The sequence below is a fragment of the Limnohabitans sp. genome (assembly GCF_036804465.1).
In the GTDB taxonomy this organism is placed as follows: Bacteria; Pseudomonadota; Gammaproteobacteria; order Burkholderiales; family Burkholderiaceae_C; genus Limnohabitans.
Genome location: NZ_DAIRSK010000016.1, coordinates 14,709 through 28,480, shown reverse-complemented (window position 1 = coordinate 28,480; position 13,772 = coordinate 14,709). Strand labels below are relative to the sequence as shown.

The following is a 13,772-nucleotide window of genomic DNA, read 5'->3' as shown; positions in this document are numbered from 1 at the left end:
GCTTGCCCGTGCGCACAGTTAGTGCACAAGCAAGTGATTTCTATCTTTTTACCTTTTTAGTACTTTCATGAAACGCACACATTCCTCCAACGCTTCAGCGCACGCTGGCGCTGAATCTTGCATAGCCCTCATTGATGCCCGTTTCTTAGCTTGGCTGCAAGGCCATACCGATGCTGCACAAGACCCTGTGCGCCCGCAGTTGCACGCCTTACTCAACAACGCCTTGACCCACAACGGCTTGGAGCTGAACCTGCGCCGCGTGTATTGGTACAGCGACGCCTTGGACGACCAAGCCATTGGCGGTCAAGTCTGTCGCGCCGTGTTGCCGCACAGCCAAGATGGGGGTTTGTCGATGTTGCGCACCTTGGGCGCTGACCTCAAGCGCTTGGCCGAGCGCGGCGCTTGTGACCACCTGTTGGTGGGCAGCGACGACGAGCGACTGATCAGCCTGATTGACGAAGCCCAGTTGCACGGCGTGTCAGTGCACCTGTTGGCCGACGAAGCTTCGCGCAACATGGCGCAACTCAACCGCGAAGACCCAGGCTGGGCCCGCTTGTTGTCGCAAGCGGACCAACGCGTGGTGTTGGGCGCGCAAGCCTCGCGCGAAGGAGGCTCACGCCACAGCACCTCGATGCATGCCGCGCCTCAGGCCGACCCCGAGCAGTTGCGCGAGCAACTCAACACCGTCATCCACACCTGGTGGGCCGATGAGCCCGAAGACCTGCGTGAAGAGTTGCGCGAAGAGCTGCAAAACACACGCGGCATTCCACAAGAGGTGGACCGTCAGTTGCTGTTGGGCGTGCGTCGCGTGTTGGAGCGCGCGCTGAGCTTCCAAGAGAAAAAACTGTTGCGCGAAATGGTGCGCGAGCTGGTGCTGGGCCCACAAGCGGCTCAAGCCACGGCGCCTGCGTCGGCGGTGGAACACGCCGAGTAAGTTGAACGCCCCTTAACCTCTACAAAGTTGCAAACCATGAGCGATTTTTCACCCGCCGACATCTTGGCCCAGGCGCTGCCCTACATCCGCAAGTTTCACGGCAAAACCCTCGTCATCAAATACGGCGGTAACGCCATGACCGACCCGGCCTTGCAAAAAGCCTTTGCCGAAGACGTGGTCTTGCTCAAGCTCGTGGGCATGAACCCTGTGGTCGTGCACGGTGGTGGTCCGCAAATTGAAGGCTTGTTGCAACGCTTGGGCAAAAAGGGTGAGTTCATCGAAGGCATGCGCGTGACCGACGCCGAAACCATGGAAGTGGTGGAGTGGGTGTTGGGCGGCGAGGTGCAACAAGACATCGTGGGCTTGATCAACCAAGCGGGCGGCAAAGCGGTGGGTCTGACGGGCCGAGACGGCGCCATGATTCGCGCCCAAAAACTGATGGTGCATGACAGCAAAGACCCCGAAAAAGAATACGACGTAGGCCAAGTGGGCGACATCGTCAGCATCGACCCCAGCGTGGTGAGGGCGTTGCAAGACGATGCCTTCATTCCCGTGGTCAGCCCGATTGGTTTTGGCGCGAACAACGAGAGCTACAACATCAATGCCGATGTGGTGGCCGCCAAACTCGCGACGGTGCTGGGCGCTGAAAAACTGTTGATGCTCACCAACATCCGCGGCGTGCTGGACAAGCAAGGCGAGCTGTTGGCGGAGCTGACACCGCGTCGCATTGACGAGTTGGTGGCCGACGGCACCATCAGCGGCGGCATGATTCCCAAAATCGCAGGCGCTTTGGATGCCGCCAAGAGCGGTGTAAATGCGGTGCACATCATTGATGGCCGCGTGCCACACGCCATGCTGCTGGAGGTGTTGACCGAACAGGCCTTCGGCACGATGATTCGCTCGTACTAACTTTTCTACAAAGCCATGTCCGACAACGCCTCGCCTGACGAAACCACGCACGATCGCGACGAGCCCAAGGTTCGACAACGCATGAAGCCAGGCCAGCGGCGTGAGCAAATTTTGCAAACGCTGGCGAGCATGCTGGAGCAGCCAGGCACCGAGCGCATCACCACCGCGCTGTTGGCGTCTAAGCTGGACGTGAGCGAGGCGGCGCTTTATCGCCACTTCGCCAGCAAGGCGCAGATGTTTGAAGGCTTGATTGATTTCATCGAGCACAGCCTGTTCAGCCTGATCAACCAAATTGCCGAGCGCGAAGGCGACGGCGCACAAAAAGCCGCTCGCATGGTCACCGTGCTGCTGCAGTTTGGCGAAAAAAACCCAGGCATGGCCCGCGTGATGGTGGGCGACGCTTTGGTGTTTGAAAACGAGCGCTTGCATCAACGCATGAACCAACTGTTTGAGCGGATTGAGTCGGCTTTGCGCCAAGTGCTGCGCGCCGCGGCTCAAGCGAATCAATCAGCCACGCCCACGGCTGACGCGCAAGTGCGAGCCGCGGTGTTGCTGGCCTTTGCCTTGGGGCAATTGCAGCGCTTTTCGCGTTCGGGTTTTAAGCGCTCGCCGCTCGACCATGTGGAAGCATCGCTTGCGCTCATGTGTCGCTGATGTGCTTGGTGCGACCGCGGCGTGACGACAAAATCTAGCCGCTTCTTCCAACCCCATTTTTTAAATTCCAAAGGCGACTTATGAAACTCGTGCGTTATGGCAATCCCGGCAAAGAAAAACCAGGCCTTATTGACGCGGCAGGCAAGCTGCGCGACTTGAGCAAAGTCATTGCAGATGTGACGCCCGATCAATTGAGCGACAAAGCCTTGGCCAAACTTGCCAAGCTCAACACGGACAAGCTGCCTTTGGTCAAAGGCAAGCCCCGCATGGGCTGCCCTGTGGCGAACGTGGGCAAGTTCTTGGCAATTGGCCTGAATTACGCCGACCACGCTGCCGAATCGGGAATGCCCATTCCCAAAGAACCCATCGTGTTCATGAAGGCCATCAGCTGCATCCAAGGCCCGAACGATGATGTGATGTTGCCCAAGGGCTCGGTCAAGTCAGATTGGGAGGTTGAGCTGGGCATCGTCATTGGCACCGAAGCGCGCCATGTGTCGCAAAAAGCCGCCTTCGACTACGTGGCGGGTTATTGCCTGATCAACGATGTGAGCGAACGTGAATACCAGCTCGAGCGTGGCGGCTCTTGGGACAAGGGCAAGGGCTGCGACACCTTTGGCCCCATCGGTCCTTGGTTGGTCACGCGTGACGAAGTGCCCAATCCACAAAAGCTGGACATGTGGCTCGACCTCAACGGCGTGCGCATGCAAAGCGGCAGCACCAAAACCATGATTTTTGGGGTCGCCAAAATCGTGAGTTACCTCAGCCAGTTCATGACTTTGAAGCCCGGTGACGTGATTTGCACGGGCACTCCGCCAGGCGTGGGCATGGGGGTAAAGAAAGACGGCAAGTCAGCGCCTGTGTTTTTGAAGCGTGGCGATGTGATGGCTTTGGGCATTGAAGGTCTGGGTGAGCAGCATCAAAAGGTGGTGGCTTTTAAGCTCTGATCCTTTTGCTTTCCCTTGAAAAAGCCACCTTGTTTGGGTGGCTTTTTTGTTTGTGTGCTTCGAGTGAGGCGCGTTGCGCACATGGGGTATGGCGGCTTCCTCATGCTGGCGTACCAGAAATCGTCAGCCGCCACACCCCATGCACGCAACGCTTTGGGGGTTCGTAGCAACAAACGTTTGCGCCCAACCAGACGAGCGAAGCAATGTCGGACGCAGACTTCGGGGAGGGGCTTAGGGCAGGTGACGATTTCTGGTACTCCAGCATGAGGAACCTGCCCTAAGTCCCTCTCCGAAGCGAGCTCAGAAAATCAGTGCAAAGACTTAAAGCGACACCACCTGCATCCCCGGCAACGAAGCCATAGGAAACTCTTCATGGTCAAACGCCTTGTCACCATCCTCGGACGCTTCGCCCGTTGACACCAAGGACTTGAAATCAAACTTCGTGTGATCCATCAAATGCGAAGGCACCACGTTTTGCAGCGCCGCAAACATGTTCTCGATACGCCCTGGGTGCTTCTTCTCCCACTCGCGCAGCATCTCGCCCACCACCTGACGTTGCAAGCCGTCTTGGCTGCCGCACAGCGTGCACGGGATGATGGGGAACTGACGCACTTTGGACCAACGCTCTAGGTCTTTTTCAGCCACGTAGGCCAGGGGGCGAATCACCATGTGGTCGCCACCGTCGCTCACCAACTTGGGCGGCATGGCTTTGAGTTTTCCGCCAAAGAACATGTTCAAGAAGAAGGTTTGCAAGATGTCATCGCGGTGGTGGCCCAGCGCAATTTTGTTGCAGCCCAACTCGCCTGCCACGCGGTACAAAATGCCGCGGCGCAGGCGCGAGCACAAGCTGCACATGGTTTTGCCTTCGGCAATTTTGTCTTTGACGATGGAGTAGGTGTCTTGCGTTTCGATGCGAAATTTCACGCCCACTTGCGCCAAATAGGTGGGCAGCACATCGGCAGGAAAGCCGGGTTGCTTTTGGTCGAGGTTGACGGCAATCAGCTCAAAGCTGATGGGTGCGCGTTGCTGCATCATCAGCAAAATATCGAGCATGGCGTAGCTGTCTTTGCCGCCCGACATGCAGACCATGATCTTGTCACCTTCTTCGATCATGTTGTAGTCCACGATGGCTTGGCCCACTTGGCGACACAGGCGTTTTTCGAGCTTGTGGTTTTCGTGCTCGATCTTGATTTGCTTCGTGTCTTTGTGGAGGTCTTTTTCAGCGGTTGTCATAGTCACCATTGTCCTGTTTCCATGCGAATGGCCACTTCGCAGTCATCAAAAATTTCGAGCTTGGCGATTTTCACCCGCACGCCCAACACCCCCGGCAGTTGCATCAGGCGGTGGGCGAGTTTGCCAATCAGGGTTTCGAGCAAGTTGACGTGCTCGGCGGTGCATTCGGTGATGATGATCTGGCGCACCTTGCGGTAGTCCAGCACATGGCAAATGTCATCGTCGTGGGGCATCAGGGGTTGTGTGCCCAGGTTCAATTCGGCATCGACTTGAATCGGTTGCGGCTCAAGTTTTTCGTGCTCCAAGATGCCCAGGTTGGCATCAAAGCGCAGGCCGGTGAGGTGAAGAATTTGGGTGCCCTTGCTGGCCATGTCAAAGCACTCCAGGTTTGGCGCGAAACACTTCTACGCCCACCGCGTCGCAGTCGGGGTAGACATCGGGTTTGCGGGTGGACACGCGCGCAGCCATCACGCCCGTGTGCTCGAGCAAGCGCGTGAGGATGTCGTCGCACAGCGTTTCTTGCAGGTTGATGTGGCCTTGTGCGATGCGCGCATGCACCACGGCACGCACAAAGTCGTAGTCCACCACTTCGTCGATGCGATCGTCTTTGGGGCTGGTGCCCGCGAACGACACATACAAGTCCACGTCGAGAATAAGGCGTTGCGCGGCTTGCAACTCAAAGTCGTGGATGCCGATGTGCGCTTGAACGGTGAAGCCGCGCAAAAACAAGCGGCGGTAGTTGAGCAAGAGTGATTCGTTCATGATTGAAATAGATCCTCGACCACAAACATCACATCACGTGCGAGTGGTAACAAATGTTGACCGTTGTCTACGCGCACGGTGGTGCCGGTGATGCTGGCGTTACCTGCCAAAAACACCACGCTGCTGGCGACATCGGCTGGGTTGATGGGGCGGCGCAGCAAGTTGGCTTGGGCGGCTCGGTCAAAGTTGTCTTGTGTTTGGGGCCCGCTCAGGTACAACAGACCGGGGGCCACGGCATTCACGCGCAAGGTGGGCGCGAGCGACTGCGCTTGCAGACTGACGGCGCGCTCTAGGGCAAGCTTGGAGAGCGTGTACGAAAAATAATCGGGGTTGAGGTTGAACACCTTTTGGTCCAACACATGGATGACGCTGGGCTTGGCATGAGGCGGCGCTTCAGCGCTCTGTGCATGCAGCGCCGCCATCCATTTGCCAAAGCGCATGGGCGCCATGAGGTTGACCTTGATCTGCGCCAAGGCTTGCGCCTCGTCGTAGTCAGCGCCCTCATCCGGCACAAACAACGAGGCGTTGTTCACCACACATTGCAGGGCCGTGCCACTGGTGGCCACGGTGGTGTCAAAGATGTGTTGGCAGCTGGCCTCGTCTTCTAGCTCGCCTTGCACCGCGATGGCCTGCACGCCAAGTGTGCGCAGCTCGGCGCACAGCGCGTGTGCTTGCGTTTCTGATCGGTTGTAGTGGCAAGCCACATTCCACCCGGCATGCGCAAAAGCGAGTCCAATTTCGCGACCCAAGCGAACGCTGCCGCCAGTGATGAGTGCCCAAGAGCGCATGGTGTGAGGTGCCTGTGGTGTGAGAACGATGGGGAGGGTGGTGACGCTCGAGTTACGATCGACACCCAATGAATATCCCCCAATTATCCAACGACCCGGACCAACAGGCTTTGCATACCCTGATTCAGCGCAGCATCGCCGATGCAGGCGGTTGGCTGGGCTTTGACCGTTTCATGGCGTTGGCGCTTTACGCCCCGGGCATGGGCTACTACGCCAACAGCTTGCGCAAGTTTGGCCTCAGCCCTGAGAGTGGCAGCGACTTTGCCACCGCTCCCGAAATGTCCCAGCACTTTGGGCGCACCCTGGCCCAGCAAGTGGCGGAGGCGCTCCACGTGACGGGCACTGACGAGGTGTGGGAGTTTGGTGCTGGCTCTGGTGCTTTGGCTTTGCAGCTGCTGGACAGTCTGGGTCAGATGGGTGTGAGCGTCAAGCGCTACACCATCGTCGATTTATCGGGCAGCTTGCGCGCGCGCCAACAAGCCACGCTTGTGGCCCACGCGCCCAAGGTGCATTGGGTCGATGCGCTGCCCGAACAACTCAGCGGCGTGGTGCTGGGCAACGAGGTGCTGGACGCCATGCCCGTGCAACTGTTGGTGCGCAAAGCTGGCGTGTGGCATGAGCGCGGTGTGGTGTGGCGTGCAGATGCGTTGCAATGGGAAGACCGTGTCAGCGATTTGCGCCCACCCATGGAGGTGCCAGGCGAGCATGACTACTTGACCGAAATTCACAACCAAGCCCAAGCATTCGTGGCCACCTTGGCGGACCGTTTCAAAGCGGGCGAGGCCGCCACGGGCAAAGGCGCCGCGGCGTTTTTGATCGACTACGGTTTTCCTGAAAGCGAATACTTTCACCCCCAGCGCAGCATGGGCACGCTGATGTGCCATCAGCGGCACAAGTCAGACGCCAACCCCTTGGTGGATGTGGGCCGCAAAGACATCACCGCTCACGTCAATTTCACTGGCGTGGCACTGGCAGCGCAAGACGCGGGCCTGCAGGTGTTGGGCTACACCACCCAAGCGCATTTCTTGATCAACTGCGGCTTGCTGCCTCCACTGGTAGACGCGCCACTGGCCGAAAAAAGCATGGCCCAAAAGCTCATCACCGAGCACGAAATGGGTGAGCTGTTCAAAGTCTTGGCCTTTGGCACGACCGAGTGGGAGCCCATGGGCTTTGCACAAGGTGACCGAAGTTACGCGTTGTAAGCGGCGGTATGGCGCGCTGGCTGATTGTTGTTTTTGTGGCGTTGTTGTTGATCAACGCGTTGACGCCTTGGTTGCAAAAGCTCGGCTTTGGGCGATTGCCTGGCGATATTCGGTTCAAGGTGTTTGGGCGGGAGATATTCATTCCGTTTGCGTCGACCATCATTCTCAGCTTGGTGTGTGCTGGGATTGCTCAGGTTTTGTAGTTTTTAGACTTCCCTTTTTTGTCAAGCGGTGTGGGGTGTGCCTGCTCTGCTCCGCCGTCGCTTCGCGCCTAATGTCGCTGCCGCAGGCACACCCCACACCGCTTGACGCGGTAGAGGAGAGTTTTTTAAGTATTGAGCGCGTGAGCTATCTGACTTTTCGTAGCCAAACTGCTGGCGTGAGATGCAAAGCAACGCAAGCCCAAAGCAGCGAAGCGGCAAGGGCGGTGACCGCGGCAGCGACATTAGGCGCGAAGCGACGGCGGAGCAGAGCGGTTACCGCCCTTGCCGCTTCGCTGCGCCCAACTTAAAGAGAAGAAAGAGCCGAAGAAATAGCCGCCAACCGCATCGCATCCATACGCGCCCCAATAGCAGCCCCTTGCAGACCTTCTTGCAACGCTTGCGCACTCACAGCCGCACTGTCCACCGACTGAGCTGCCTTGAGTAACGCAGCCAATCGAGGCTGTTGCGGATAAACCTCGTCCGCTTTGCCCAATCGCCCACGCGCATCACACGCACAGGCTTGCAACGCCAACAAAAACCGCTCGGGCCGTCGCAGCGCATCGCAGCGAACCAATAAGCGCAACACCGCCTCTGCACCAAAACCCAAGCTCTGATGGATGTTGCCGTGCTCACGCGCCACCAACTCGGCCAGTTCTTTGCACTCCACCGGCACGCGCCAACGGGTGCACACAGCGCGGGTGAGTTGTTCGCTGCGCTGTTCATGGCCGATGTGGCGGGGCAGCACATCGGCAGGGGTGGTGCCTTTGCCCAGGTCGTGGCATAGGCAAGCAAAGCGCACTTCGAGGGGTGCGTTTGTTTGGGCTGACACATCGAGCACCATTTCGAGGTGAATGCCAGTGTCTATTTCGGGGTGGTAGTCGGCGCGTTGCGGCACGCCGTAGAGGCGGTCGACTTCGGGCAGCAGGCGTTGCAAGGCTCCGCATGCGCGCAACACTTGCAGCATGCGTGAGGGCTTGGCGCTCATCAAGCCGCGCGACAACTCTTGCCACACACGCTCGCTCACCAATGCATCGACCTCGCCCTCACTCACCATCTCGCGCATGAGCGTCATCGTCTCGGGTGCAACGGTGAAATCGGGAAAGCGTGCCGCAAATCGGGCCAAGCGCAGGATGCGCACGGGGTCTTCCCGAAAGGCCTCGGTCACGTGGCGCAGCACTTTGGCGGCAATGTCGCGCTCGCCACCAAAAGGGTCGGTGCGCTGGCCGAACGCGTCTTGGGCAATGGCGTTGATGGTCAGGTCGCGTCGGGCCAGGTCTTCTTCCAGCGTCACATCCGGTGCCGCATGCACCGCAAAGCCGTGGTAGCCGGGTGCCGTTTTTCGCTCGGTGCGGGCCAGCGCGTATTCCTCGTGCGTGTCGGGGTGCAAGAACACTGGAAAGTCGCGACCTACGGGCTGATAGCCCTGCGCCACCAAGGCTTCGGGCGTGCCGCCCACCACCACCCAGTCGCGGTCAGATCCTGCGAGGCCCATCAGGGCATCGCGGACTGCGCCGCCGACCAGGTATGTTTTCATAGACCACAGTGTAAAACGTGGCAGTACTGCTTGATTTATTGCGGGGCTAAGCGATAAGGCTCTTGAGACTGAATAAAGTCTTTTTCTGCCAAAGCTTCACTCATCCATTGCGCTACGCTGGGTAGAGCCAACACACGGGCAACATAAGCCTGCACATCGGATGGCAAGGGCAGTGCATAGCTGAAAAGGCGCATGCACACTGGCGCAAAGAACGCATCAGCAATACTGAACTTGCCAAACAGCATGGGACCGCTGCTTTGGTTTAACTCACCTTGCCACATCTGAACCACGCGCTCCAAATCTGTACGTAGCCCTGCCTGCTCACGCAGTAAACGTGCGCCAACCTCAGGCAGTTCGGCTTCGATGTTCATGGGGCAGTGCGAGCGCAGTTGACCTAAGCCCGAATGCATTTCGGCGCACAGGCTACGCGCACGTGATCTCGCAACTTTATCTGCGGGCCAAAGCTGAAGTTCGGGGTAGGTTTCCGCGAGGTATTCACAAATGGCTAGCGTGTCCCAGATTGCGTGGTTTGCGCTCAATGACGTATCAATCAGCACAGGAACTTTGCCCGCTGGGTTAACGGCCAGCACTGTTTGTTTGAAGTCAGAGTCTGCGTCAAAGTTATCAAGGCGAATGCGCTGCTCTGTGAACGCAATTCTCATTTGCGTCATGAGCACCCAAGGGCGCATAGACCATGAGGAATAGTTTTTGTTGCCGATGATTAAGGTGAGTGCCATGTGCAAGTCCTTAGAAGTGGATAAGCATCATCCCGCATCAATTTAGATTTTCCTTATGGCCAATTTACAAAATATCAAATAGCACCTCAATGCCCCGGCACAAACAAACGTTTGATGGACTTGGATTCGGCAATGCCCAACGCAGGCAAGCCAAGCGCATCTGGGCTGGCGATGTTGTTGACCTTCATCGAGTCCAAGTTGTCGCGGCTCATCAGTGTGGGGCCAGGTGCAAACTCCATCAACAGGGCTTGCAGCCATCCGATGGCGTAGGGCAGAGGGATGACGGCGCGTTCTTTGCCCACCCAATGCCCAGCGAGTTGCACCAGTTCAGCCAAGGTCATGATGTCGGGGCCGCACAGCTCAAACAGATGGCCTTCGGTGCTGGGTGTGTTGACGCAATGCACGATGGCCTGCGCCACATCGTGTACCCACACCGGCTGAAAGCGGGTGTGCGCGCCCGCGAGCGGCATGATGGGGAACACCTTTTGCAGCTTGGCAAACAGGTTGATGAACTGGTCGTCTTTGCCAAAGATCACGCTCGGGCGCAGCAGGGTCAAAGCCAGCGGCGCTTTGGCTGCGGCCGCTAGCAAGGCCAACTCACCCCGCGCTTTGCTGCGCTGGTACATCGAGGGCCCGTGCACATCAGCCCCTAGCGCACTGATGTGAATCAGTCGAGTCACGTGTTCTGCTTGGCAGGCGCGCGCCAAGTTGGCAGGCAAGGTGACATGGGCTTGGTTGAACTCTTCTTCTGTGCCGTGCAGGATGGCGATGAGGTTGATCACCACATCATGGCCATGCACCAAGGCTTGCAGTTGTTGGGCGTCGTGCACATCGGTTTGCACCACGCTGACGCCTGGCATCATTTGGATGTGGCGCGCAGGCAAGCGGCGGGTGGGGACGGTGACTTGGTGGTGTTGCAGGCTGAGGCGTGAACACACATGGCGGCCGACAAAGCCGCTGCCACCGAGGACCAGAATTTTTTGAGGCGTAAAAGTTTGCATAAATCACACTGTAGCGCCAAGCCACTAGACTGTGGTGACGCAGGATAATCACACCATGAACCAACTCGACGCCCTCAAGCAATTCACCGTCGTTGTGGCCGATACGGGCGACTTCAAGCAGCTCGCTCAGTTCCAGCCGCAAGACGCGACCACCAACCCTTCTTTGATTTTGAAGGCGGTGCAAAAGCCCGAATACCTGCCTTTGCTCAAAGACACTGTCTCGGCACACGGCAACGCGCCCATGGAGGCGCAGATTGACCGTCTGTTGGTGCGATTTGGCTGCGAAATTTTGGCCACCATCCCTGGCCGCGTGTCCACCGAGGTGGATGCGCGTTTGAGTTTTGACACTGGCGCCACGGTGGCGCGTGCCAAACGCATCATGGCGCTCTACGAGGCACAAGGCGTCAAGCGCGAACGCGTGCTCATTAAAATCGCCTCGACGTGGGAAGGTATTCAAGCCGCTGCCGCGCTCGAGCGCGAGGGCATTCGCACCAACCTGACTTTGTTGTTCTCCTTCGCCCAAGCGGTGGCGTGTGGCGATGCCAAGGTGCAACTCATCTCCCCGTTCGTTGGACGCATTTACGACTGGTACAAAAAGTCGGCTGGCGGAGTGCCAGGAGCCACCGCAAGCGGTGGGTGGGTCGAAGCCGACAATGCGGGCGCCAACGACCCCGGCGTGACGTCTGTCCGTGCCATCTACAACCACTACAAACGCCACGGCATCCAGACCGAGGTGATGGGCGCGAGCTTTAGAAACGTGGGCCAAATCACCGCCTTAGCAGGCTGCGATTTGCTGACCATCGCGCCTGAGTTGTTGGCGCAATTGGGCGCCTCCACTGAGCCATTGACGCAAGCCTTGAGCGCGCCTGCCGCCATGCAACTGGACTTGCCAGCGGTGCATCACACCGAGGTGTCGTTCCGTTATGCGATGAATGAGGATGCGATGGCGACAGAGAAGTTGGCCGAAGGCATTCGCGCTTTTTGCGCGGATGCGGTGAAGTTGGAAGCCCTGATGCATTAAGTACCTGAGCACAGACGACAAAAAGCCCCGCACTGCGGGGCTTTTTTATTGGGTTTGTCAGTCTGCCAAAAAGCATCCCGACGCAGCATGAGAGTAAAGGGCAAGGCGCAGACGCGCTGACAGTGGCATGGCCACGGCAAGCGGCTGCAACGCCGCCCTGTGCTCTCAGGCAAGGAGCATATTTACATGCCCATGCCGCCCATGCCGCCCATACCACCCATGCCACCCATATCAGGCATGCCGCCAGCGCCAGACTCGTCTTTTGGCGCTTCAGAGATCATGCACTCAGTGGTCAACATCAGAGAAGCCACCGACGCTGCGTTTTGCAGGGCAGTGCGTGTCACTTTGGTGGGGTCCAAGATACCCATTTCGATCATGTCGCCGTAGGTGTCGTTGGCTGCATTGAAGCCGTAGTTGCCTTTGCCGGCCAACACTGCATTCACCACCACCGATGGCTCGCCACCGGCGTTGTAAACGATCTCGCGCAAAGGCGCTTCGATGGCTTTCAACACCAGCTTGATGCCAGCTTCTTGGTCAGCGTTGTCGCCTTTGATGACGCCAGCCGCTTGGCGTGCGCGCAGCAAAGCCACACCACCGCCAGCCACGATGCCTTCTTCCACGGCAGCGCGGGTGGCGTGCAGGGCGTCTTCGACGCGGGCTTTCTTTTCTTTCATCTCGACTTCGGTGGCAGCGCCGACCTTGATCACGGCCACACCGCCAGCCAACTTGGCCACGCGCTCTTGCAGCTTTTCGCGGTCGTAGTCAGACGTGGCTTCTTCGATTTGCACGCGCACTTGTTTGACGCGGGCTTCGATGTCAGCCGCTGCACCAGCGCCGTCGATGATGATGGTGTTTTCTTTGCCCACTTCGATGCGCTTGGCTTGACCGAGGTCAGCCAAAGTCACTTTCTCGAGGGTCAGGCCCACTTCTTCAGCGATCACTTTGCCGCCGGTCAAGATGGCGATGTCTTCCAACATGGCTTTGCGACGGTCACCAAAGCCTGGAGCCTTCACAGCCACAACTTTCAAGATGCCACGGATGGTGTTGACCACCAAAGTTGCCAAGGCTTCGCCTTCGACTTCTTCGGCAATGATCAACAAAGGACGGCCCGCTTTGGCAACGGCTTCCAAGGTAGGCAGCAGATCGCGGATGTTGCTGATCTTTTTGTCAAACAACAACACGAAGGGGTTGTCCAACAAAGCGGCTTGCTTTTCTGGGCTGTTGATGAAGTAAGGTGACAGGTAGCCGCGGTCGAATTGCATGCCTTCCACGATGTCGAGTTCGTTGTCCAACGACTTGCCGTCTTCCACGGTGATCACGCCTTCTTTGCCCACTTTGTCCATGGCTTTGGCAATGATTTCGCCGATGCTGTGGTCGCTGTTGGCAGAGATGGAGCCGACTTGGGCGATCTCTTTGGTGGTGGTGGTGGCCTTGGTGGCTTTCTTCAGCTCTTCGATCAAAGCGTGCACGGCTTTGTCGATGCCGCGCTTGAGGTCCATTGGGTTCATGCCGGCGGCCACGTATTTCATGCCTTCGTGCACGATGGCTTGGGCCAACACGGTGGCGGTGGTGGTGCCGTCGCCTGCGTTGTCAGACGTCTTGGAAGCGACTTCCTTGACCATCTGTGCGCCCATGTTTTGCAACTTGTCTTTGAGTTCGATTTCCTTGGCCACGGACACACCGTCCTTGGTCACGGTGGGGGCGCCGAACGAGCGCTCCAACACCACATTACGGCCCTTAGGGCCCAAAGTCACTTTGACCGCGTTGGCCAAAATGTTCACGCCTTCAACCATGCGTGCGCGGGCTTCGCCGCCGAAAATTACGTCTTTTGCTGCCATTTTGATATTTCC

The 13,772-nt window shown here is 58.1% G+C and carries 15 protein-coding genes; 7 read left to right on the top strand and 8 right to left on the bottom strand.

Features of this window, described 5'->3' with window-relative positions; translation table 11 throughout:
- Positions 1-67 precede the first annotated feature (67 nt).
- The 4 genes from V7Q41_RS09880 (at position 68) to V7Q41_RS09865 (ending at position 3,441) form a co-directional block, all read left to right on the top strand.
- A complete protein-coding gene (locus V7Q41_RS09880; RefSeq protein ID WP_333845657.1) occupies positions 68-934 on the top strand; it encodes a hypothetical protein in 867 nt (288 codons plus the stop codon).
- Between the two features lie 36 nt (positions 935-970).
- Positions 971-1,843: an acetylglutamate kinase gene (gene argB, locus V7Q41_RS09875; RefSeq protein WP_333845656.1), complete on the top strand. Its 873-nt coding sequence runs from the start codon at positions 971-973 to the stop codon at positions 1,841-1,843.
- A gap of 15 nt (positions 1,844-1,858) precedes the next feature.
- Positions 1,859-2,497, top strand: coding sequence for a nucleoid occlusion factor SlmA (gene slmA / locus V7Q41_RS09870; protein ID WP_333845655.1), 639 nt, complete (start codon positions 1,859-1,861; stop codon positions 2,495-2,497).
- 80 nt (positions 2,498-2,577) lie between these two features.
- Positions 2,578-3,441 carry a fumarylacetoacetate hydrolase family protein gene (locus V7Q41_RS09865; RefSeq protein ID WP_333845653.1) on the top strand — a complete coding sequence of 288 codons (864 nt, stop codon included), beginning with the start codon at positions 2,578-2,580 and terminating at the stop codon, positions 3,439-3,441.
- A 321-nt stretch (positions 3,442-3,762) separates the two neighbouring features.
- Here the strand turns inward: V7Q41_RS09865 and ttcA are convergent, their stop codons facing one another.
- The 4 genes from ttcA to V7Q41_RS09845 are packed head-to-tail and all read right to left on the bottom strand — an operon-like array spanning position 3,763 to position 6,224.
- The gene (ttcA, locus tag V7Q41_RS09860) at positions 3,763-4,674 is read right to left on the bottom strand and encodes a tRNA 2-thiocytidine(32) synthetase TtcA (RefSeq protein WP_333845652.1); all 912 of its coding nucleotides are present in this window, start codon (positions 4,672-4,674) and stop codon (positions 3,763-3,765) included.
- A 2-nt stretch (positions 4,675-4,676) separates the two neighbouring features.
- Positions 4,677-5,045, bottom strand: coding sequence for a dihydroneopterin aldolase (locus V7Q41_RS09855; protein WP_333845651.1), 369 nt, complete (start codon positions 5,043-5,045; stop codon positions 4,677-4,679).
- A 1-nt stretch (position 5,046) separates the two neighbouring features.
- Positions 5,047-5,436 carry a dihydroneopterin aldolase gene (locus V7Q41_RS09850; RefSeq protein WP_333845650.1) on the bottom strand — a complete coding sequence of 130 codons (390 nt, stop codon included), beginning with the start codon at positions 5,434-5,436 and terminating at the stop codon, positions 5,047-5,049.
- Positions 5,433-6,224 carry an SDR family oxidoreductase gene (locus tag V7Q41_RS09845; RefSeq protein WP_333845649.1) on the bottom strand — a complete coding sequence of 264 codons (792 nt, stop codon included), beginning with the start codon at positions 6,222-6,224 and terminating at the stop codon, positions 5,433-5,435. Before V7Q41_RS09845 ends, V7Q41_RS09850 begins: the two co-directional genes overlap by 4 nt.
- A gap of 68 nt (positions 6,225-6,292) precedes the next feature.
- Between V7Q41_RS09845 and V7Q41_RS09840 the strand changes: the two genes are divergently transcribed.
- Both V7Q41_RS09840 and V7Q41_RS09835 read left to right on the top strand, forming a co-directional pair.
- Entirely contained in the window at positions 6,293-7,426 is a 1,134-nt protein-coding gene (locus V7Q41_RS09840) for a class I SAM-dependent methyltransferase (RefSeq protein ID WP_333845648.1), read from the top strand.
- A gap of 8 nt (positions 7,427-7,434) precedes the next feature.
- The gene (locus V7Q41_RS09835; RefSeq protein ID WP_333845647.1) at positions 7,435-7,629 is read left to right on the top strand and encodes a DUF2905 domain-containing protein; all 195 of its coding nucleotides are present in this window, start codon (positions 7,435-7,437) and stop codon (positions 7,627-7,629) included.
- A 304-nt stretch (positions 7,630-7,933) separates the two neighbouring features.
- Here V7Q41_RS09835 and V7Q41_RS09830 read toward each other — a convergent pair whose 3' ends face one another.
- The 3 genes from V7Q41_RS09830 to V7Q41_RS09820 all read right to left on the bottom strand — a co-directional run bounded on the left by V7Q41_RS09830 (position 7,934) and on the right by V7Q41_RS09820 (position 10,901).
- On the bottom strand, positions 7,934-9,163 hold the full coding sequence (locus V7Q41_RS09830) for a multifunctional CCA addition/repair protein (RefSeq protein ID WP_333845646.1): 1,230 nt from the start codon (positions 9,161-9,163) through the stop codon (positions 7,934-7,936).
- A 35-nt stretch (positions 9,164-9,198) separates the two neighbouring features.
- The gene (locus V7Q41_RS09825; RefSeq protein WP_333845645.1) at positions 9,199-9,900 is read right to left on the bottom strand and encodes a glutathione S-transferase family protein; all 702 of its coding nucleotides are present in this window, start codon (positions 9,898-9,900) and stop codon (positions 9,199-9,201) included.
- Between the two features lie 86 nt (positions 9,901-9,986).
- Positions 9,987-10,901 (bottom strand): complex I NDUFA9 subunit family protein, encoded by a 915-nt coding sequence (locus tag V7Q41_RS09820; RefSeq protein WP_333845644.1) that lies wholly within the window; start codon positions 10,899-10,901, stop codon positions 9,987-9,989.
- A gap of 55 nt (positions 10,902-10,956) precedes the next feature.
- Between V7Q41_RS09820 and tal the strand changes: the two genes are divergently transcribed.
- Entirely contained in the window at positions 10,957-11,922 is a 966-nt protein-coding gene (tal, locus tag V7Q41_RS09815; protein ID WP_333845643.1) for a transaldolase, read from the top strand.
- 182 nt (positions 11,923-12,104) lie between these two features.
- Here tal and groL read toward each other — a convergent pair whose 3' ends face one another.
- The gene (gene groL / locus V7Q41_RS09810) at positions 12,105-13,760 is read right to left on the bottom strand and encodes a chaperonin GroEL (protein ID WP_333845642.1); all 1,656 of its coding nucleotides are present in this window, start codon (positions 13,758-13,760) and stop codon (positions 12,105-12,107) included.
- Between the last annotated feature and the right edge of the window lie 12 nt (positions 13,761-13,772).

Coding starts and splice junctions, on each gene's coding strand:
- V7Q41_RS09880 (WP_333845657.1), top strand. CDS start 68: ATGAAACGCACACATTCCTCCAACGCTTCAGCGCACGCTGGCGCTGAA.
- argB (WP_333845656.1), top strand. CDS start 971: ATGAGCGATTTTTCACCCGCCGACATCTTGGCCCAGGCGCTGCCCTAC.
- slmA (WP_333845655.1), top strand. CDS start 1,859: ATGTCCGACAACGCCTCGCCTGACGAAACCACGCACGATCGCGACGAG.
- V7Q41_RS09865 (WP_333845653.1), top strand. CDS start 2,578: ATGAAACTCGTGCGTTATGGCAATCCCGGCAAAGAAAAACCAGGCCTT.
- ttcA (WP_333845652.1), bottom strand. CDS start 4,674: ATGACAACCGCTGAAAAAGACCTCCACAAAGACACGAAGCAAATCAAG.
- V7Q41_RS09855 (WP_333845651.1), bottom strand. CDS start 5,045: ATGGCCAGCAAGGGCACCCAAATTCTTCACCTCACCGGCCTGCGCTTT.
- V7Q41_RS09850 (WP_333845650.1), bottom strand. CDS start 5,436: ATGAACGAATCACTCTTGCTCAACTACCGCCGCTTGTTTTTGCGCGGC.
- V7Q41_RS09845 (WP_333845649.1), bottom strand. CDS start 6,224: ATGCGCTCTTGGGCACTCATCACTGGCGGCAGCGTTCGCTTGGGTCGC.
- V7Q41_RS09840 (WP_333845648.1), top strand. CDS start 6,293: ATGAATATCCCCCAATTATCCAACGACCCGGACCAACAGGCTTTGCAT.
- V7Q41_RS09835 (WP_333845647.1), top strand. CDS start 7,435: ATGGCGCGCTGGCTGATTGTTGTTTTTGTGGCGTTGTTGTTGATCAAC.
- V7Q41_RS09830 (WP_333845646.1), bottom strand. CDS start 9,163: ATGAAAACATACCTGGTCGGCGGCGCAGTCCGCGATGCCCTGATGGGC.
- V7Q41_RS09825 (WP_333845645.1), bottom strand. CDS start 9,900: ATGGCACTCACCTTAATCATCGGCAACAAAAACTATTCCTCATGGTCT.
- V7Q41_RS09820 (WP_333845644.1), bottom strand. CDS start 10,901: ATGCAAACTTTTACGCCTCAAAAAATTCTGGTCCTCGGTGGCAGCGGC.
- tal (WP_333845643.1), top strand. CDS start 10,957: ATGAACCAACTCGACGCCCTCAAGCAATTCACCGTCGTTGTGGCCGAT.
- groL (WP_333845642.1), bottom strand. CDS start 13,760: ATGGCAGCAAAAGACGTAATTTTCGGCGGCGAAGCCCGCGCACGCATG.